At 37.7% G+C, this 19,888-nt stretch carries 14 protein-coding genes; 7 read left to right on the top strand and 7 right to left on the bottom strand.

All coding sequences use genetic code 11. The annotated features are described in order from the left end of the window. Positions 1-421: 421 nt before the first annotated feature. Positions 422-790, bottom strand: coding sequence for a helix-hairpin-helix domain-containing protein (locus SAGCYANO_RS43145; RefSeq protein WP_202225625.1), 369 nt, complete (start codon positions 788-790; stop codon positions 422-424). A 215-nt stretch (positions 791-1,005) separates the two neighbouring features. On the opposite strand from SAGCYANO_RS43145, the gene SAGCYANO_RS43140 reads away from it, so the two are divergent. The 6 genes from SAGCYANO_RS43140 (at position 1,006) to SAGCYANO_RS43115 (ending at position 8,068) form a co-directional block, all read left to right on the top strand. Next, positions 1,006-1,155, top strand: a complete 150-nt coding sequence (locus tag SAGCYANO_RS43140) for a hypothetical protein (RefSeq protein ID WP_202225624.1) — start codon at positions 1,006-1,008, stop codon at positions 1,153-1,155. 790 nt (positions 1,156-1,945) lie between these two features. Beyond that, on the top strand, positions 1,946-2,851 hold the full coding sequence (locus tag SAGCYANO_RS43135) for a DUF4382 domain-containing protein (protein WP_237397271.1): 906 nt from the start codon (positions 1,946-1,948) through the stop codon (positions 2,849-2,851). Positions 2,852-3,311: 460 nt separating this feature from the next. Further along, positions 3,312-3,818 (top strand): carboxypeptidase-like regulatory domain-containing protein, encoded by a 507-nt coding sequence (locus SAGCYANO_RS43130; protein WP_202225623.1) that lies wholly within the window; start codon positions 3,312-3,314, stop codon positions 3,816-3,818. A 426-nt stretch (positions 3,819-4,244) separates the two neighbouring features. Next, positions 4,245-4,889 carry a cobalt transporter CbiM gene (gene cbiM / locus SAGCYANO_RS43125; protein WP_202225622.1) on the top strand — a complete coding sequence of 215 codons (645 nt, stop codon included), beginning with the start codon at positions 4,245-4,247 and terminating at the stop codon, positions 4,887-4,889. A 1,633-nt stretch (positions 4,890-6,522) separates the two neighbouring features. Further along, complete coding sequence (cbiQ, locus tag SAGCYANO_RS43120; RefSeq protein ID WP_202225621.1) at positions 6,523-7,332, top strand: cobalt ECF transporter T component CbiQ; 810 nt, start codon at positions 6,523-6,525, stop codon at positions 7,330-7,332. A gap of 1 nt (position 7,333) precedes the next feature. Beyond that, a complete protein-coding gene (locus SAGCYANO_RS43115) occupies positions 7,334-8,068 on the top strand; it encodes an energy-coupling factor ABC transporter ATP-binding protein (RefSeq protein ID WP_202225620.1) in 735 nt (244 codons plus the stop codon). A 524-nt stretch (positions 8,069-8,592) separates the two neighbouring features. On the opposite strand, the gene SAGCYANO_RS43110 is transcribed toward SAGCYANO_RS43115, so the two are convergent. Genes SAGCYANO_RS43110 through SAGCYANO_RS48760 form a run of 3 tightly spaced genes read right to left on the bottom strand, consistent with a single transcriptional unit; the run spans position 8,593 to position 9,818 of the window. Continuing rightward, positions 8,593-8,739, bottom strand: a complete 147-nt coding sequence (locus SAGCYANO_RS43110) for a hypothetical protein (protein WP_202225619.1) — start codon at positions 8,737-8,739, stop codon at positions 8,593-8,595. 22 nt (positions 8,740-8,761) lie between these two features. After that, on the bottom strand, positions 8,762-9,280 hold the full coding sequence (locus tag SAGCYANO_RS48765; RefSeq protein ID WP_255502918.1) for a potassium channel family protein: 519 nt from the start codon (positions 9,278-9,280) through the stop codon (positions 8,762-8,764). Continuing rightward, positions 9,261-9,818 carry an ion transporter gene (locus SAGCYANO_RS48760; protein WP_255502917.1) on the bottom strand — a complete coding sequence of 186 codons (558 nt, stop codon included), beginning with the start codon at positions 9,816-9,818 and terminating at the stop codon, positions 9,261-9,263. Before SAGCYANO_RS48760 ends, SAGCYANO_RS48765 begins: the two co-directional genes overlap by 20 nt. A 2,195-nt stretch (positions 9,819-12,013) precedes the next feature. Here SAGCYANO_RS48760 and SAGCYANO_RS47125 point away from each other — a divergent pair. Beyond that, positions 12,014-17,125, top strand: coding sequence for a glycerophosphodiester phosphodiesterase family protein (locus tag SAGCYANO_RS47125; protein WP_237397270.1), 5,112 nt, complete (start codon positions 12,014-12,016; stop codon positions 17,123-17,125). 773 nt (positions 17,126-17,898) lie between these two features. On the opposite strand, the gene SAGCYANO_RS43090 is transcribed toward SAGCYANO_RS47125, so the two are convergent. The 3 genes from SAGCYANO_RS43090 to SAGCYANO_RS43085 form a co-directional block, all read right to left on the bottom strand. Continuing rightward, positions 17,899-18,132 carry an isopentenyl pyrophosphate isomerase gene (locus SAGCYANO_RS43090; protein ID WP_202225618.1) on the bottom strand — a complete coding sequence of 78 codons (234 nt, stop codon included), beginning with the start codon at positions 18,130-18,132 and terminating at the stop codon, positions 17,899-17,901. A 176-nt stretch (positions 18,133-18,308) separates the two neighbouring features. Next, the gene (locus tag SAGCYANO_RS48755; RefSeq protein ID WP_255502916.1) at positions 18,309-18,434 is read right to left on the bottom strand and encodes a hypothetical protein; all 126 of its coding nucleotides are present in this window, start codon (positions 18,432-18,434) and stop codon (positions 18,309-18,311) included. Beyond that, a partial coding sequence (locus SAGCYANO_RS43085) for an FG-GAP-like repeat-containing protein (RefSeq protein ID WP_202225617.1) occupies positions 18,425-19,888 on the bottom strand: 1,464 nt, incomplete at its 5' end. The genes SAGCYANO_RS48755 and SAGCYANO_RS43085, both read right to left, overlap by 10 nt.

The following is a 19,888-nucleotide window of genomic DNA, read 5'->3' as shown; positions in this document are numbered from 1 at the left end:
GTTTTTTCAGCTTAATTGTCACTTCTGAATTATATATATTTAATCAACAAAATACATGATTTTAACTTTTATTTAAGGATGAAAGATATTAATTTTCTCTATAGATAATTTCAATACAAAAGTTTTTTCAACCCCTACTACTACTAAGGAAATAAGGAATATATTAGTAGGGGGTAAGCATTCAGCTATTAGCAGTCAGAACTTCCCTACGGGATGGGCTCGCATTCAGCAATTAGTAATGAATAATTACTTTTAAGGTTTGGGAAGAGGATTTTTGCAGTAACTTTTATTCAAACTCTCTCTATTTCAAAGGTTGCTTTTACCTTTGGCAAAATTAATTACTGATAAGGTAGTTCCGATCTTATGAGACTAGCTAATAGCTAATGGCTGTTTGCGCAGCATTCCGCAGTAAATGCTTACATTAATTGTTTTCTTTTGTTTGGGTAGGTTTTGCAACAGTTATATCATTCTTCACAAAGTCTAATTGTTGAGGACTGATGACTTGTTTGACCGCCAATTCGTTAATATCTTTGTAAGGACGATTTTCCTTTATTTTTTCTGGTAGATCCGGTATGTTTAACTTGATTGCTAATTTTTTTAAGTCTGAGTCTGAAGCATCATTTATATCTATTTTGCTCATGGTGTCAGAAGCAGTAGATACTGGTGAATTTAAACTATTAGGACTAGCGTTAGGATCTACAGTTGGAGTAGTTGTATTTGCACAGGAACTCATGGCAATTAAACTAGCAATGATTCCAGATAAGGATAGAAAACGAAAGTGATTCATCATATTAGTTAAGTAAGTTTTTTGGCTAATGCTAAGACAATTAAATATTGTAGGGGGTCTCAAAAATATTGACAATTTTTTACATATTAGTTTTTTTATTTGATCTTTATTAAAGCCATAATTCTATCATCTTATTTCTGATAGTAATAGTTATTATCTCAAAATTTAAAATTGCTTTTAAATCTTTAAAAGATAAATAATGACAGAGGTGGCTAAAAGTGAATAAGGAATGGGTGCGCCATTTGATTTCTGGCAGCGTTGCTACTTTAATGAAGTCAGTAGGGGTGGTTTCCTACGGAATGCTCCTAATTACGCGTTTACGAAGTATTCCGGAACGGAAACCACCCGTACAGAAGTTATTTTTGTAACGGGGATTTGAGCAACTCTCCAAAAATATTTGGCCTTAAAAGGTGGGGTTGCGCGACCCAATCCTGTTTGATAACCATCTCTCCACATTCCCCTCCTGGGAGGTGTTAGGGGTGCGTCCCCACCCTGCAATACCTCTAAGACTTATGGGTAAGGGATAGCTTTGAAAGGGAGGATGCCTTATGCCTTATTAAAAAAAACTTTTTAATACTTAATTATTATTTTTTCTACATAGGGCTTACCTATCTAATATAAAAGCATTGATATATAAAGGTTTTAGCTGTTTTAGGTTGAAAAAAGTGCCAGCTTTTCGGTTGCTCAAGGTCAAAAAGGAGCGTATTTTAGGCTCATAGTTGGGCAGAAAAATCATTTTTACAATTCTTACTCCTATCTCCTCGCTCGTTCCCATTTCTCCTGTCTCCCCCTCCCCTCCTGGGAGGGGCGAGGGGTGGGTTGGGAGGGGAGGGGCGAGGGGTGGGTTGTCTCCTGTTTCCTACCCTCACCCATAAGACTTATTCAGTAAACCCTACATATAGCACTAGGCAAATAGGTTAGGGCAATTATAAAGACTCAAACGAGTGTCGGGGATGACTTCTGATTTTTGACTTTTGACTTCTAACTTCTGACTTGCGCGTAGGGCTATAATGCCCTCCCCAGGGATTGTTAATTTTTGTAAAAAAGTGTTTACTAAATAACAGAGATGTGTAAAAAAAGAAGGCCAAAAAAGTAAGCAACATAGATTTTGAGAGAAATGGTCATTCATGTCCATAATTCCCTGTAAATCAAAATGCCATGGCTAAAATTTTCTTACTTTCGACATCCTATACAACTGTAAAAGTAATGAAGATGAGAAAACAGCTTTTAATATGGTCAACATTGGCCTTTGTCATTCCTAGTGTTCTACTGAGCAGTTGTCAAACCCAAACAACTGAAACTGAGACGGAGCAAACCCAAACAACTGACAATACTCCAGGCACTCTTAAGCTTCGTGCCAACGGAGAAGACTTTGTCAGAGAAGGTTTCGTTACTAAAGATGGTTGGAAAGTGACATTTGACCAACTCTACGCGAATTTAGTCGAAGTGACTGCCTACCAAACAGACCCACCCTATAATGCTGAAACGGGAGGAAAACCAGAGGCAAAAGAAAAAGTCATTCTTGCTCAAACTAAAACAGTAGACTTGGCAGAGGGGGATGAAACTGCGGAAGCTATTTTGGTAAGCGAGGTATCTGCACCTCCAGGTCGCTACAATGCCATCTCTTGGAAAATGCTCAAAGCAACGGTTGGCCCAGCTCAGGGTTATTCTTTATTAATGAATGGCACTGCAACTAAAGATGGTCAGACGATACCTTTTATCCTAAAAGTTGACCAGGAGCTAGAATTTACCTGTGGAGATTTTGTTGGAGATGAGCGCAAAGGTATTCTCCAAGGTGGAGATAGTGCAGAATTGGAAACAACATTCCATTTTGACCATCTTTTCGGTGATGGTAGTGCCGCCTCAGATGACGAAATTAATACAGGAGCATTAGGTTTTGCACCTCTAGCAGCGATCGCCGAAGGAGGAAAGGTTGAAGCAGATATGGCTACATTGAAAAGCAAACTTTCCCCTGCTGACTATCAAAAGTTAATGACAATTTTACCCAGTTTGGGTCATGTAGGTGAAGGTCATTGCCATGAGTCATTGGTAAGTAAAAATTAAAAAGTCAAAGATAATTTTTGTCTAGTGCCGCTACGCGGAAGTCAAAAGTCGTAGGGGCGTTAACGATAGTTATGCGAAGCAAATGGCATTGGCTAGCGCCAAGCTCCGAATGGCACCCTCAAAAGTATTGATTGGTAAGGCTTTTCGGATTTTGTAACTGGTTAGTTATTTCTGCCATCCTGCACTAATAATTTATTGGACTTTCAGCCTTGTAAGAAATCTAATCAATAGACATCTCCAAAAATCAAAAATCAAATCAATTCTCACACTAATATATCAATTATTTCTCTGTACGGACGTTGCATGGAACGTCCCTACTGCCTACTTCCTACTGACTCTTTTCTGGAGATGTCTAATTAAATTGGGTAATTTAGTAATTTGGGATTTTCTATAAAATAAATCCTATTTCATTGTAAATAATGGCAAGATTGCTAAAGTAAAAATTATCCATAGGTAAAATATGAAATGGCAATTTGTTATTCCTTTAATATTTTTATCTTCAGTAGGTTTACAGGGAAAAGCCATAGCTCATGGAGTGAAAATTCAACATCAAATTACTCAGGCAATTAAGATTAATGCTACTTACGATACTGGCACTCCTTTAGCTAATGCTTCTGTCACTGTTTATGCTCCGGTCGATCCAAGTAAAGTATGGTTAAAAGACACAACTGATGAGCAAGGAAATTTTATTTTTTCCCCTGATTCTTCTCAGTCTGGAACTTGGGAAATTAAGGTGCGTCAAGCTGGTCATGGTGGGTTGGTCAGTATCCCTTTTCAAGTAGATGAATCTAACAATTATCATAATCATAATGTCAGCAACAATCACAAGTATTTAGGCAATATTTCTAATGATTATAACCCGCTACAAAAGGGATTAATGATCGGTTGTACTATGTGGGGTTTTGTGGGAACTGGTTTATTTTTTTGGCGATTTAAAACTCAAGATCGACCACAAGAAGAACATTAGAATAATGTTCATTAATTGATAATGGATAATTGATAATTGATAATTACCTCTGGTTAAAACCGTTACGGAATTGAATATAAGGAAATATTATTTCTTCTCTTGGTCTCATGGATATGGCGTTAGCGGAGCGGCTCTGATAAGAGCAGGAGACCCATCCATCTCACCCTTCGGGAAGCTGCGCTTTTTCGGTGCGGAATGCGCTCGCAAACATGTCGGCGACAGCCGTTAACGTAGTTATGCGAAGCAAAACGACCGCTGTCTTGGTTGATTGGATATGGTTAGGAAACCCATCCATCCCTCAACCGCTTTTTTCCCTTAAAGGGGAGGCTTTAAACCAGAATTCTTTAATTATTAATTATTAATTATTAATTATTAATTATTAATTATTATTTGACCTTATATCGGGATAATTTTAAATCTTCAATAATGCACATTTCAGAAGGTATTTTACCTGCTCAACTCTGTATTAGTGGCTATGGGATTACTTCTTTAATTACCTGGTATTCTCTACGCCAAATTAATCGTTTACCAAATCCTCAAGCTAGCATTCCTAAAGCTTCTTTATTAACAGCAGCTTTTTTTGTAGCTTCTAGTATTCATATTCCTATTCCACCAGCTAGTGTTCATTTAGTATTAAATGGTTTGTTAGGAACTGTTTTGGGTTATTATGCTTTTCCAGCTATATTGGTTGGTCTATTTTTTCAAGCAATAATGTTCGGACATGGTGGTTTAACTACTTTAGGAATTAATGGTTTAATTATGGGAATACCTGCGCTTTTGGCTTATCAAATATTTCAGCTACGTCATCTTTTAGGAAATGGAATTAAGGAAAGTTTATCTATGAGTATTTTTGGATTTATTGCTGGAGCTAGTGCTATTGGAGTTTCTAGTTTAATATTTTTTACGATAATTATTACAAATGTACCTTCTGGGTTTGATAGTGTCTTAGAGCAGAGAGTAATTTATGGATTAATGATTTCTCATATTCCTTTGATGGGAATAGAAGGTATTTTAACTGCAATGATTATCAGTTTTTTGCGTCGAGTTATGCCAGAGCTTTTACCTTCTTAGAACTTTTGTATAGTTGGGGGTGGGGAGTAGGGAAGTAGGGGAGTAAGGGAGTAAGGGAGTAGGGGAGTAAGGGAGTAGGGGAGTAAGGGAGTAGGGGAGATTGAAGTAATTATAGAGTTATAAACATATATATAAGCTATTATAACCGGATTCTATATGAAACTCTTATTAGGAAATATCGTGATGGAAAATAGGTGAGGGAGGAAATTTGATAGGTTATACGCAGAAGGAAGAAGGAAGAAGATAGAAGGAAGAAAGAAAAATCTGGCATTGTCTGAGTTTTAAGCTTTTGATATTTCCTCGCTTTTCCTTGGACTACTATATCCTTCAAATTAATCTTGAATAACTATTAGTTAGTCAAATTTTTAACTACAAATTTTTCCTTCTTTTGTTATTTGTTTCTTTGCTTTCAAAGTTAGGTGTTAGATAGAGCAGTAAACTTTTCTCGTCTACAGCAAATAAGAGTTAACATAAAGTATTAGGTAAGTGAGGAAAATTTTTTAAAAGTTACCGAATAATTACAGCATTTTCCGAAGTTATGAAGTACATAAATTAACAATTTAATGTTTCTAGTGCGAGCATCTTGCCCGCTTCTAGGTGTACCTCTCCCTTGCTAGAATTTGCTGTAAGATTTAAGCCCTCTTCTTTAAAAAAGAAATCAAGAAAAATAACAATTATGCCAATATTATCTATTTTAAGGAGAGGTCATTTCAGTTATCAGTTATCAGTTATAAGTTATCAATACCTCTTGCAATAAGGAGGCTTAAAATATGGAATATTCTCTTTTTTTATCTCCTTAAAAAGGGAGGCTTTAGACCATAATTTATCGGTAACAATTAATTATGGAGCTATGTAAAAATCAGTTGTACAAATTTTATCTGGAATAAATTGTGAAATATAGCTTCCATCAAAAAACTGTTTAGGTTATTTTTACCGAATAATTAATAATTAATAATTATTCAGCTTGATTAGCCGACCCTTTCAAGGGTAAAAAAGAAATAATATTTCCTTATATTAAATTCCGTAACGGTTTTAACCAGAGGTAATTATCCATTATCCATTATCCATTATCCATTATCCATTAATGAAAGGAGTCCTATTAATTGTTGAAAATGTACTACCTAATATCAAGTCTGGTTAACTAAGTCAGAAGTCAGAAGTCAGAAGTCAGAAGTTAACCCACCCCTAACCCCTCCCAACCCACCCTAACCCCTCCCAGGAGGGAGGGAAGTAGGGGATGCGTGAGCAACTTTCCAAAAATATTTCGCCTTAAAAGGTGGGGTTGCGCGACCCAATTATTTTGATAATAGGAATTTGGAAAAACCTATGCTCTGACACAGGAAAAATATCTCTATTATCCTTACTGAATAATTAATAATTAATAATTAAATAATTCTGGTTTAAAGCCGACCCTTTTAAGGGGAAAAAAAAGAAATAATATTTCCTTATTTTCAATCCTCTAGGTTTTAACCAGAGGTAATTATCAATTATCCATTATCCATTATCAATTAATGAATACCTACTCCTGTACGGGCGTTAACGATAGTTATGAGCAAGCAAACTGCCTTTTGCCCCTACTTATTTATAAATATTCAAGCGGACATAATATAACACCTAGCACCTATTTATAGTAATGAAATTTGCCCTAGATGAATATGCCAATTTAAACTCTCCAATACATCAGTGGGATGTGAGATATAAACTTATTGGTTTAATGGCATTAATGTTTGCTTTTGCTACTGTTAAAAATTGGTATTTAATTCCATTAATGCTTTTAGTAACTATTCTGCTTTATGGAGTTTCAAAGCTACCTTTATCATTTTTAATTAGTCGATTACGTTATCCAGGATTTTTTTTGTTAGGAGTAATCGTATTATTACCTTTTTTGTCTGGTCAAACAATTATTTGGCAATACGGATTTTTGGCAATTCGCCAGGAAGGATGTCTGGCAGTTATATTAATTGTTAGTCGTTTTTTTGCCATTATGACTACTTGTTTAATTTTATTCGGTACAAGTTCATTTTTAACAACAATAAAAGGGATGAGGCAGTTGGGAATTTCTTCCATTATTACCGATATACTGTTGTTATCTTATCGTTATATTTTTGAAATATCTAATCAACTGAGTATGATGTTTAAAGCTACTAGATTAAGAGGCTTTAAACGAAACAAATTTAGTTGGAGAAACTTATCAGTTTATGCTGCTCTTACAGGTAGTCTTTTAGTGCGAAGTTATCAACAAGCAGAACGAGTTTATCAGGCAATGTTGTTGCGCGGTTATGGCAATGTGTTGCATAATGAAAATAATAGAATATATTCTGGTTCTACAAACAATCTTAAATATAGACCAGACTTAATATATCTATTCTTATCTTTAATAATTGCTGCTAGTTTTGTAATTGCAGAAATATATTTTTTACTGTTAATAATTAGTCATCGATAAAATGCAAGAGGATTATCCACAAGCTGGTGTCTATGTTAAGGATTTATTGTTTGAATATCCACAAAATGAACCGATTTTACGGAGTCTTTCATTGACAATTAAGCCTGGAGAAAGAGTCGCTTTGTTAGGACCTACAGGTACAGGAAAAAGCACTTTTATGGAAACTTTGGTCGGCTTAAAAAAACCTGTATCTGGTGAAATTTGGATTCAAGGAATTCTCCTAGAAGAAAAAACTTTATCTCAAGTACGTCGTCAAATAGGTTTTTGTTTCCAAAATCCTGATGACCAACTGTTTATGCCTACAATTTTAGAGGATATAACTTTTGGTCCGCTTAACTATGGTTTATCTCCAGAAATTGCTACAGAAATTGCTAATGATTTGTTAGTAAAATTTGGTTTAGAAAAGTATGCAGATAGATCTGTATATGAACTTTCAGGAGGTCAAAAAAAATTGGCTGCTTTAGCTGCTGTTTTAGCATTAAAACCAGAAATTTTAATCTTAGATGAACCCACTAATGGTCTAGACCCTTTATGGCGAAAAAATTTAGCTAAAATTATCTTACAATTACCAGTAAAAATTATATTAATTGCTTCCCATGATTTAAACTGGGTTGCTAAAGTAACTCAACGTGCTTTGATTTTGCAATCTGGTCAAATTCAAGTAGATACTTCTACTCAAAATATTATTCAAGATACTTCAACTCTTGAATATTATGGTTTACCCATTGATTATTAGACATCTCCAGAAAAGAGGGAGTAGGGACCCACCCCTCGCCCCTCCCAGGAGGGAAGAATTGATAATTTCTGTGGGATAATTGATTTTCTTTTTATTATTGGAGATGTCTATTAACAAGGTGGTAGGTGATAGGTCGTAGGTCGTAGATCTTATATCAAATCCGGTTAATTGCACATAGAATCCAGTTACATAATATATGTTTATAATTACTTCAATATTTAGGGTTTGCGCTCATAAAGCTAAAAGTCAGTATAGCTTACGGTAATGGAGCTTTTTATATTCAGTTTATCAAAATAATATGGGTCTAAAACCCCGCCTTTTAAGGCGCAATATTTTTGGAGAGTTGCTCACGCATCCCCGTTACAAAAATAACTTCTGACTGTCTTGAGTGTGTCTTACATTCTGAGTTCCCCTCAGAATTACACACTCGCTTCTGACTTCTGACTTCTGACTTCGTTAACTCCTAGTTATTTGCTCTTATTTGCCTCAAAATACTGAAATTTTCTGCTGAAATTCAAGAAAATTTATTTAGATAAAATGGCCGAAACCTTTGCCTGTTCGCCCACAAATCGACCCGTCCCCGCGTCTGGTGCGTCCCCGTGTCCTACTCCCCATCTCCCCATCCCCCCATCTCCCCATCTCCCCATCTCCCCATCCCCCCATCTCCCCATCTCCCCATCTCCTTCCTGACTTTTAACGATGAAATTTGCGCATTGTTTCCTGATAAAGAACCATAGCAAAATCTTTAATAATTTCCTCATTTTGAAAATAATTTCCGTACTTTTTCTTTGCTGTTTCGATGCAAAGTTTCATAATTTCGGATGATTCTTCAATATAGTCAGCGATCGCCTGCTTTTGCTCTTGTTTTGTATGATGATGTCTGAAGTCTGGGTGTATATGATGTCTGACATCTGAGTTTAAGGGAAATGTAGTTTCTGCCGTTATTTTAATATCTTTTCCTACTGGATGAACTATTTTTTTTCCCCTTCTTTTTTGAACTTCTTCTGCAAAACCAGATGCAATTATACCTGCTGGTAGACCAAAAATTCCGATACCTAAAAATGCTACAGCAGCACTTAATAATTTGCCTACATTCGTCGTAGGATAAACATCTCCATAACCCACAGTTGTTAAAGTTACTACTCCCCACCACATAGTCTCTAAAATGCTAGAAAATTTTTCTGGTTGTGCTTCATGTTCTGCAAAAAACATGAGACTTGAAACAAAGACTAACACAAAAATTACTACCAGCAATGTAGCTATTAATTCCTCTTTTTAGAACTATAACTTTAATAATAGTCCGCAGTGACTCAGAGTATCTACTGATTTTGAATAAGCGAAATAAACGCAGTAACAATGTAAATTTTATAAATTCCAAGCTGGGAAATAATACTTGCAAATAAAACGGTAAAATAGCGATCAAATCTATCAATGATAATGGGGTAATTATATATTTTAGTCTACCACTAATGGGATGACGATATTTAGGATTAATTGTACATACCCAGATTCTAAGAAAATATTCTAAAGTAAACAATCCTGTTATAATTATTTCGACTAATTTTAAATCTTCAGAATAAATATCTGAAAAGCTGGGAGAAGTTTCCAAAATAAACGCACTGATACTAATGCTTGTTAGAATAGTAATTAGCAAATCATCTAGCAAACTTAAAAGATTTTTATGGTCTGAATGTTCAAAAATATAGTAAATTTGCTCTTTCAAAGATTTACGTTTTTTCTCTATTTTCATAGCAATTCATTTAAGTAGACGACACAATTCTTTTGAGTTAGGGAGCAGGGAGTAGGGAGCAGGGAGTAGGCAGTAGGAGAATACTTTGGCCACTGTAGTCTATCTATTTGAAAACCGCTATAAGAAGGGAATATGGAATAGTTTTACCACCTAGGGTCAGCGAACTACGTTAGCTCCTTTGTAAGAACTTAGAAGTACCTGGTAGTGCATCAAGAGAAGAAGCAGGGAATCAGAAAATTCTGATAAATATAGCAGTATGTTCTTTGGCGTTTGACAATAAATTTGAGTGAAAAGGGAGTAGGGAGTGGGGAGTGGGGAATAGGAAATAGACGAATATTTATGTAGTTCTATAAATTCTGTAGCGCCGTTAGTTAAGCATAGGGGTTTAGGGATTTTTTTTGGTACGCATTTTTTTTGGTGCTGCGCTTTTAGAAAAATATGGTTTATAATAATCTAATTTTATTCTAGTAATAAAGATTTCTATATTCTTATACCAAAATGTATGTAAGCATTCAGCCGTCAGCTATCAGCTATTGCTTTTCGTGTGGATTTAAAGCTGTATTAATTGAGCTAGAATTAATCTTACTACAAAAGTCGTTAAAGTCTATATTCATTTAAACTATGTCCTTAAAAGTAAGGTCTTATTGCCCTCGAGCTGACTGCTAATAGCTGTTTGGGCAGCATTCCGCAGGAAATGCTTACAAATGTATTTACTAATAATTTCAAATATAGCGTTTTTATCTGGGATGTGGAGACTAAGTTCTATGAAAAAGGTATGGAGGGAATAGTAAAGGAGGTAAAACAGCATTAAATAGTAGTAAACACAAGGATATAAGGTATTCACTCGGCGTTATTTTTTTCTTAGAAAAAACCTCAATCTAGATTTATATCTCAAATAAAAACACTATATTAGATTGAAAATTGTTTCTTTTAATACTTACTCATTGATGGCAATAAGTTAAAATATAAGAGTATACTTTTTCGTGACGATTGGTACAAACCGAAATGGTAAAAGTTAAGTTATCTCTATGTTTTTCAAGATAGAAAAAATCAGACTGATAGTTGAAGTGCAAATTTCTATAGTCAGACATTAAAAAATTTCTCTACTATGGCAGTAGGTTGATATAAATTCACCTGAAATACTGATTTTTCTTGATTTATAAAAATCAATATTTATAAAATCAGTCATTATTTCAATCCACAAAAATCATTTAGTATTTCCATGAAAATTAGCAAAAAAATTGTGATGTTAAGTGACTAATATCATGTCCGGTAGCATCGGTATTGTATAGTGAAGTAAGGAAGAAGGAAGAAGGAAGAAGGAAGAAGGAAGAGGGAAGAGGGAAGAGGGAAGAAGGCTTAAAAGTGTGAAAAAACGTAAATTTCCTGTAGATATTCACCCTTGATTTTACACAAACGCGCCCCAGCGGACATTATATAACTTAATTTTCATAACTAAGTTAAGTAGTAGTGCTAAAAATTTGTATATAACTTCCTCTTTCAAGAATTTAGAATTTAGAATTTAGAATTTAGAATTACCTCTCCTTTAAAACGGAATTGATTGACTAATCATGAACATTTTTATTTATTATCCCCGATCAAGGGGAGGCTTTAAACCAATTCCTAAAAGTAACGCTATACTTGGGTAAGATTTCAGTTTTTAATTAATCAAAACAGGTAGAGTTACTTTTTTGCTAAAAATAGCCCAGTTAATGTTAATTATTCTTATTTTTTACTTCTCCCCCACTCCCCCACTCCCCTACTTCCCCTCCCAGGAGGGGGAGGGGCGAGGGTGGGTCCCCTGCTCAATAAAATGTAGAAAAGTTTTTGATAAATGGTATTAAACCACAATATTTCGGTAAACGTTTTTTTTGTAACTTAAACTATTTATTTTATTTCTTTAACCGAAAAAAATATTTTCTTAACCTCTTTGAAATATTGATTTAATCTTCACCCAATAAAATGTGCTGGGAATTAGTAAAAATTTCCAATTGATTTTTATAGAGCAAAGCTTAAAGAGTCAAATAGACATTTCAGCTTGTTCAGAAATTTGGATTTAGATTGATTCCTAAAAATCAACTACAAGGCATATTTCTTGACTGTATTTTTATGCCTCAGATAAAACTTTTTTTTTATCGAATTTCCAAATAGAAAATCAATCTAAAACATCAATTTTAAGGTGAGAGGAGAATCAAATGGCAGAATTAACAGGATTTGCTGTATTACCAGCAGACACATTTGCAGACGGTCCCCCATCAGGGAACTTCATTAATACAAATAATCGACCCACACCATTTGACAGTCAACCAGTCCAAGGTTTTAGTGGCGTTCAATTTGCTCCCGATAGCGAAGATGGCAGCAGTTATTGGTTTCTCTCTGATAACGGTTTCGGTTCTCAAGGAAATAGTGCAGATTATTTACTCAGACTATATCAAGTTGACCCCGACTTTGCTGGAACAGAAGATGGTGATGCTACTGTTGAGGTTCAAGACTTTATTCAACTAGCAGATCCTGATAATCTTATACCCTTTGATATTGTCAATGAAGATACAAACGATCGCCTCTTAACAGGAGCAGACTTTGATATAGAGTCTTTTGTTATTGATAATAATGGCGATATTTGGATCGGAGAAGAATTCGGACCTTATATCTTACACTTCGATAGTACCGGAACTTTATTAGAAGCTCCAATTGCCACACCCAACCCTATTGAACTCAACACCCTTAACAGTCAAGAACCTCTAGTTATTGCCCATAGAGGTGCAAGTGGAGACTTACCCGAACATACCCTAGCAGCTTATGAAGCAGCGATCGCCGCAGGTGCAGACTTCATCGAACCCGACTTGGTAACTACTTCTGATGGCTTTCTCATTGCCCGACACGAACCCATGTTGGACAATACTACGAATGTTGCTGAAGTATTCGGTCCAGAGCGTCAAAGTACTAAGTTACTTGATGGTGTAGAAACTACAGCTTATTTTGCAGAAGACTTTACTCTAGAAGAAATCAAACAACTGCGTGCTGTTCAATCTCGTGACTCCCGCGACCCTGGTTTTGATGGGTTATTTGAGATTCCGACATTAGAAGAAGTCATCGAACTCGTTCAAAAAGTAGAAGCAGAAACAGGAGTTGAAGTTGGCATCTATCCTGAAACCAAACACCCTACATTCTTTGATGAACAAGATTTATCTTTAGAAGAACCCTTAATTCAAACCCTCCAAGATACAAATTTCACCGATCCAAATCGCATTTTCATTCAATCCTTTGAATTTGCTAACTTAATTGACTTACAAGAACAGTTAGACAGTGCAGAACTTGGAGATATCCCTTTAGTTCAACTCTATGGAAATACTACCGAAGGAGCTAATCCTGAAGCTGGGTTCTCCTTCCCCTTCGATATCCGTTTTAATGTCGCTGAAGGTAATGACTTAGTAGATATTTACGGTCAAGAATTCCTAGACGCACTAGATACTCCTCTATCTGAAAATACAGTTTATGCAGACCTCGACAGTGCAGAACTTTTAGAAGCGATCAGCGAGTTGTATGCAGAAGGTGCAGGACCTTGGAAAAATAACATTCTGTTGCGCGAATCTCTAGAGACAGATGTTGATGGAGACGGAGACGGAGAAGCAGAAATTGACGATCAGTTAACCGGAGAAATTACCTCATTTATTGAGGATGCTCACGATGCAGGTTTACAAGTTCACCCCTACACTTTACGGGATGAAGAACGTTTTCTAACTCTTAACCCTAATAATACTGAGGAATTTGATAGTCCGCAATTAATTGTCAACGCCTTAATAGGTATAGAGCGTCCCGGTGGAAATGCTGCTCTTTATAGTCGTATTGATAACACTCAAACTGACGAACAAGGTAATAATCTAGAACCATTCTTTGACTTTACATTCACTCCAGCAGACTTAATCTTAGACGAGAATACAGGAATAGTTACTACGCCACCAATTCCCTTGTTTGTTGCTCCCGAACTTGCAGAAGAAATAGGTGAACCTGACTTAGCAGGTACAGAAGCAGGTTTTTTCATTGACAACTTTTTGTTAGAAGAGAATGAGGAAACAGGTGAGTTTGTAATAGTTGGTGGTTCAGACTCAGGTAGCTTCAACAGTGTGTTTATATCAGAAGACTTTTTGAATGATAACGATCTAGATATTGTTGAGGGAAGTGGTACAGTCGATCCAATTGATACTGAAGTTGATACTTCTGGTTTCGTGGGATTTGGTTTTCCTCTCTCAGAAGATTCTGACGTCCGTTTTATAACAGACCCAGATACAGGGTTACTTATTCCAACAGGAGGAGCTTATGTTGCTGAGGGTAGTATTTCCTTTGAAGCTTTAGGAACAGGAACACCCCAGACTCCTGAAGAAGAATTTGAACAACTCATCGAAATTGGAGCAGATGGTTTCTTTACCGACTTCGCACGCACAGGGGACCCCGTTCGAGATGTTATAGTTACCGACGAAGTACGATCGCCTCAAAATCCTGACTTCCGCTTTAATACTCTCGACGGTAGCGCACCAATAGTTATCGGACACAGGGGTGCAAGTGGTGACTTCCCAGAACATACTTTAGAAGCATATCGTCTAGCGATCGTTCAAGGTGCAGACTTCGTTGAACCAGACCTCGTAACGACTTTCGATGGTGTTCTCATTGCCCGACACGAACCCATGTTGGACGATACCACCAACGTTGCTGAAGTATTCGGTCCAGAACGTCAAAGTACAAAGCTCCTTGATGGTGTAGAAACTACTGCTTATTTTGCTGAAGACTTTACTCTGGAAGAAATTAAGCAACTGCGTGCCGTTCAACCTCGTGACTTCCGCGACCAATCTTTCAATGGTGAGTTTGAAATTCCCACTTTCGAGGAAGTTATTGAGTTGGTACAAGAAATGGAAGGTTTTGGGTTTGAGGTTGGTATCTATCCTGAAACCAAACACCCCACCTTCTTTGATGAGCAGGACTTATCTTTAGAAGAAGCACTAATTGAAACCCTGCAAGATACAGGTTTCACTGACCCCGACCGTATTTTTATTCAGTCATTTGAGTTTGCCAACTTAATTGACTTACAAGAACAGTTGGATAATGCAGAACTCGGAGATATTCCTTTAGTTCAACTCTATGGGGATACAACTGATGAAGCAGATCCAACTGATACCTTCTCCTTCCCATTCGACATCCGGTTTAATGTTGCTGAAGGTAACGACTTAGTAGATATTTACGGTCAAGAATTCCTAGATGCACTAGATACTCCTCTGTCTGAAAATACAGTTTATGCAGACCTTGACAGTCCAGAACTTCTAGAAGCGATCGGCGAGTTGTACGCAGAAGGTGCAGGACCTTGGAAAAATAATATTCTGTTGCGCAACTCTTTAGATACTCCAGTTGATGGTGATGGAGACGGAGAAGCAGAAATTGATGAGCAGTTGACAGGAGAAATTACTTCCTTTATTGAGGATGCTCACGATGCAGGTTTACAAGTTCACCCCTATACCTTGCGGGATGAAGAGCGTTTTCTAACTCTGACCGAAGACGGTACACCCCAGACTCCAGGAGAAGAATTTGAGCAACTCATCGAAATAGGTGCAGATGGTTTCTTTACTGACTTCCCTGCCACAGGTAGTATAGTTGTAGACCAATTTATTGATGAACCTAACTTACCTCGTACCCGTGGTTATGAAGGTATGGCATTCAGTCCCGATCGCGAAACTTTCTATCCTTTATTAGAGGGTGCAGTTGCAGGCGATCCAGAAAATGCCCTCCGGATCTATGAATTCGATCCTGAGTCTAGTTCTTTTGAAGGTCTAGTCGGTTTCTACCCCACAGATGTTGCTGGTCATGCTATTGGTGATTTTACTCCCATCAATGAAACTGAATTTTTAGTCATTGAAAGGGATGGCGAGCAAGGGGACGACGCTCAGTTCAAGAAAATCTTTAAGATTGACATTTCTGAAGTTGATGACGAAGGTTTTGTTGCCAAAGAGGAAGTTGTAGACTTACTAAATATTGACGACCCCAATGACCTCAACGATGATGGCGAAACTACCTTTGACTTCCCGTTTGTCACCATTGAAAATGTGTTAGTTCTTGATGAAGATACTATTCTAGTTGCCAATGACAATAACTATCCTTTCTCCATTGGTCGGGGACCAGATATTGATAATAACGAGATTATCCAGATAGACCTAGATGAACTTCTGAACTTAACAGTATTGAACCCACCTACCATAGTAAGTATCGAGTTTGGACAGGGGGATCAACCTCTAACTGAAGATGAAGACCAATACACCTTAACCTTCAATTTAACTAGAGCTGCTCCGAGTGGAGGTTTACAAGTGAATTGGTTAGAAACGAATACTGATAATGATTTTGGTGATGCATTATTTCCTCCTGAGCTAATTAATGATTTTGGTGATGTATTATTTCCTCCTGAGCTAACTAATGCTTCTAACCTAGACTTCGATGTATTAGGCAGTGGACTCCTTTCTACCATTACTATTGACGCAGGAGCAACTACAGCAACTGTGACTTGGACAACTATTCCTGATAATCAATTGGAAGGAGATGAAACTATAACGGCTTGGTTGGCACCAGCACCAGGAGATGGTTATATTGTTGATGCCCAAAATCGAGTAGCTGAAGTCGTTATTCAAGATACCTCTGTTGGTAATGACCAGTTAATTGTAGGTACTCCTCAACCAGACACTCTCAATGGTGGTACTGGTGACGATACTATTTCGGGATTGAATGGTGCGGATACCTTAGTAGGTGGTGTTGGTGACGATGAAATAATTGGTGGTCGTGGCAATGACTTCCTATATGGGCAAGATGGAGATGATACACTACAAGGTCGTCCTGGTTTTGACTTCTTGTTTGGTGGTGATGGAAATGATGTGCTGAATGGTGGTCAAGGTCGCGATCGCATTAATGGTGGTCCCGGAGACGATACTATTACTGGTGGAGCTAGTATTGACCGTTTTATCTACAATAGTAATCAGGAATTTGACACCGATGATTTTGGTGTTGACACTATTCTAGAGTTTCAAGAGATCGACCTGATCCTCTTAGATAAGTCAACCTTTACTGCTCTTGACAGTGCTGCTGGAATTGGGTTCAGCGTTGATAGTGATTTCGTGATAGTCACCGACGATGATGATGTAGATAGTTCTAGTGCTTTCATTGTTTACAGTGAAGAGTCTGGCGGTCTGTTCTACAATACAGGTGATGATTCTACTCAGTTTGCTATCCTTGACGGTGCGCCTACTATTACTGAGGATAATTTCCAAATCAGGTAAGAAGGTAACATCTGTCAAGTAGTAGAGACAAATCTTTACTTTTATTAGGGAGGTTCCATGGAACTTCCTTACTGTAGTCTACCGACTGAATCCTTGACTCCTATTGACCACTAGAATTTACTTCTTACTCCTTATATCATGTCCGGTAGCATCGGTCTTGTATAGCAAAGGTAAGGAAGACCAAAGTTGGAAGAGGGAAGAGGGAAGAGGAAAGAAGAGGGAAGAAGGCTACCCTCGCAAGAAAAAAATCTAAATTTCCTGTAGATATTCACCCTTGGGTTTACACAAACGATTGCGTTCGGACATGATATTACTTCTTATTTATTATTTCTTATATCATGTCCGGATAATTAGTTATAAAAAAAACTTTCTCCTTCAACTCCAGTTGTTCTTCTTTCTTCCCCTCCCCTCCACGGTCGGGGTTAGGGGTGGGTTGGGAGGGGAGGGGCGAGGGGTGGGTTGACTCCTAAGAAATAGCCTAACTATTTGTAGCAAACATTTATCAAATTGGTATTACCTCCTCCAAAGTGTAAGTATTCAACCGGACATGATATGACTCCTGACTCCTGACTCCTCCGTCATTTATTTATAACTATTCAACCTGACATAATATAATGCACGCTACAAAATCTAATTCATATCATGTCCGGTAGCATCGGAGCGTGTATAAAATTAAGGTGACAATGGGAGAAAACCTTCTGCCTCCTACCCTCTCTCTGCCTTCTGCCTTCCTTCCAGCAAAGTCTAATTATTCAACCGGACATGATATCATATCAAATCCGTTTAATTCGGCACGTAAAAAATGTTCCATCTTCAACCATTACCAAATATTTCTTAATCTCCCCATCTCCCCATCTCCCCATCTCCCCATCTCCCCATCTCCCCATCTCCCCATCCCTCCATCTCCCCATCCCTCCATCTCCCCATCTCCCCATCTCCCACACTCCCCATCTCCCCATCTCCCCATCTCCCACACTCCCCATCTCCCACACTCCCCATCTCCCCATCTCCCCATCTAATTACACCGATGCTACCGGATTTGATATCACAAAATCACCTGCGTTACACCAGTAGAGCAGAGCGATCGCCCTGTTTGATCTAGCTAAGGCGATCGCTCCAAAACTTTAGCCAAATATCATATCATGTCCGTTTATATCATTTGTGTAAACCCAAAGGTGAATATCTACAGGAAATAATGGTTTTTTTCTTGCGAGGGTAGCCTTCCTTCCTCTTCCGTCTTCCTTCTTCCTTCTTCCTTACCTTTGCTATACAAGACCGATGCTACCGGACATGATATCACTACTGACATAAGTTCACGCTTATTCCATCAAGATTAGCACCATAACCATTAGCTGTCTCATTCAGATTATCAAAGCTGAGAACAGTTTCAGTGCTTTTCGCTTGCAGGTTGTAGGTTTTCACCTCCCATTCAGTATCACTGTCAAGTTTATCCAGTGCTTCCACTAATTCCGAACCCCAATTTACATTCAGTTTGTCATGTTCTGTCGTTGATTTGCCACTGCCTGCAAATCCAAAAGTTAGCTTGTAGATATCCCCTGGTTGGGTCGCTATTTTCTGAGAAATTTTAGTTGTGGCATTGTCACTATCTAGCTGCACCAATTGTGAACCATCGTAGGCTTGGAAGTATTTGTAGCCATCGTATACAAACAGATTATCGTTATAAACTATGATACCAGGCCCTTCCACTAATTCCCAATTATCCAATCCTTTCACAGGAGGAACTAATTTGGGATACGAACCATAAGGAGTTACAAAAACATAATCTTCTTCTTTAGGGGTTTTTGGTGTTTCAAAGCTGCCATTGATTACTAAGTTGTTCGGTGCTGTATTCTCACAAGTCTTGATATACTGATCTAGGTTGTTTAACCAAACTTTGTTGGGTTGATTATAATTGGCAACAAAAGCATCAAAGTCACCGTCTCCATCTACATCTCCTAAAGTTACACCTAAGCTAGTGACATTCCCCAAAGATTGCCCAGAGTCAGTGAATTTGCCACTACCATCGTTTAACCACACTTTGTTTGGCTGCTTATTCCTATTAGCAACAAAAGCATCCAGATCACCGTCTCCATCCACATCTGCTAAACTCGAACCATGGCTATAGAACCTCCCCAAAGATTGCCCAGAGTCAGTGAATTTGCCACTACCATCGTTGAACCACACTTTGTTTGGCTGATTAGCATCATTAGGAATAAAAGCATCCAGATCGCCATCTCCATCCAGATCTGCTAAACTCACATCCCAGCTTGCAGAATTCCCCAAAGATTGCCCAGAGTTAGTGAATTTGCCACTACCATCGTTGAACCACACTTTGTTTGGCTGATTATAATTAGCAACAAAAGCATCTAAATCACCGTCTCCATCTACATCTGCTAAACTTACACTTAAGCTCTTGGAATTCCCCAAAGATTGCCCAGAGTTAGTGAATTTGCCACTACCATCGTTTAACCACACTTTGTTTGGCTTACCTTGATTAGCAACAAAAGCATCAAGATCACCGTCTCCATCCACATCTGCTACACTTACATCTTGGCTACTGGAGTTCCCCAAAGCTTGGCCAGAGTCAGTGAATTTGCCACTACCATCGTTTAACCAAATTTTGTTTGGCTGATTACTCCAATTAGCAACAAAAGCATCCAGATCGCCATCTCCATCCAAATCTACTAAACTCACTCCTCTGCCCTGGGACCTCCCCAAAGATTGCCCAGAGTCAGTAAATTTGCCACTACCATCGTTGAACCA

The sequence above is a fragment of the Okeania sp. KiyG1 genome (assembly GCF_014132355.1).
In the GTDB taxonomy this organism is placed as follows: domain Bacteria; phylum Cyanobacteriota; class Cyanobacteriia; order Cyanobacteriales; family Microcoleaceae; genus Okeania.
The sequence above is the reverse complement of the archived record's forward strand: the minus strand, read 5'-3'. Positions and strand labels throughout refer to the sequence as shown.

Excerpts from the sequence above, each read along its gene's own strand:
- SAGCYANO_RS43135 (WP_237397271.1), top strand. The coding sequence starts at position 1,946 with ATGGCTAAAATTTTCTTACTTTCGACATCCTATACAACTGTAAAAGTA.
- SAGCYANO_RS43145 (WP_202225625.1), bottom strand. The coding sequence starts at position 790 with ATGATGAATCACTTTCGTTTTCTATCCTTATCTGGAATCATTGCTAGT.
- SAGCYANO_RS43090 (WP_202225618.1), bottom strand. The coding sequence starts at position 18,132 with ATGGGGAGATGGGGAGTGTGGGAGATGGGGAGTGTGGGAGATGGGGAG.
- SAGCYANO_RS48765 (WP_255502918.1), bottom strand. The coding sequence starts at position 9,280 with ATGTTTTTTGCAGAACATGAAGCACAACCAGAAAAATTTTCTAGCATT.
- cbiQ (WP_202225621.1), top strand. The coding sequence starts at position 6,523 with ATGAAATTTGCCCTAGATGAATATGCCAATTTAAACTCTCCAATACAT.
- SAGCYANO_RS43130 (WP_202225623.1), top strand. The coding sequence starts at position 3,312 with ATGAAATGGCAATTTGTTATTCCTTTAATATTTTTATCTTCAGTAGGT.
- SAGCYANO_RS48760 (WP_255502917.1), bottom strand. The coding sequence starts at position 9,818 with ATGAAAATAGAGAAAAAACGTAAATCTTTGAAAGAGCAAATTTACTAT.
- SAGCYANO_RS47125 (WP_237397270.1), top strand. The coding sequence starts at position 12,014 with ATGGCAGAATTAACAGGATTTGCTGTATTACCAGCAGACACATTTGCA.
- SAGCYANO_RS43110 (WP_202225619.1), bottom strand. The coding sequence starts at position 8,739 with ATGGGGAGATGGGGGGATGGGGAGATGGGGAGATGGGGAGATGGGGGG.
- SAGCYANO_RS48755 (WP_255502916.1), bottom strand. The coding sequence starts at position 18,434 with ATGTCAGTAGTGATATCATGTCCGGTAGCATCGGTCTTGTATAGCAAA.
- SAGCYANO_RS43115 (WP_202225620.1), top strand. The coding sequence starts at position 7,334 with ATGCAAGAGGATTATCCACAAGCTGGTGTCTATGTTAAGGATTTATTG.
- cbiM (WP_202225622.1), top strand. The coding sequence starts at position 4,245 with ATGCACATTTCAGAAGGTATTTTACCTGCTCAACTCTGTATTAGTGGC.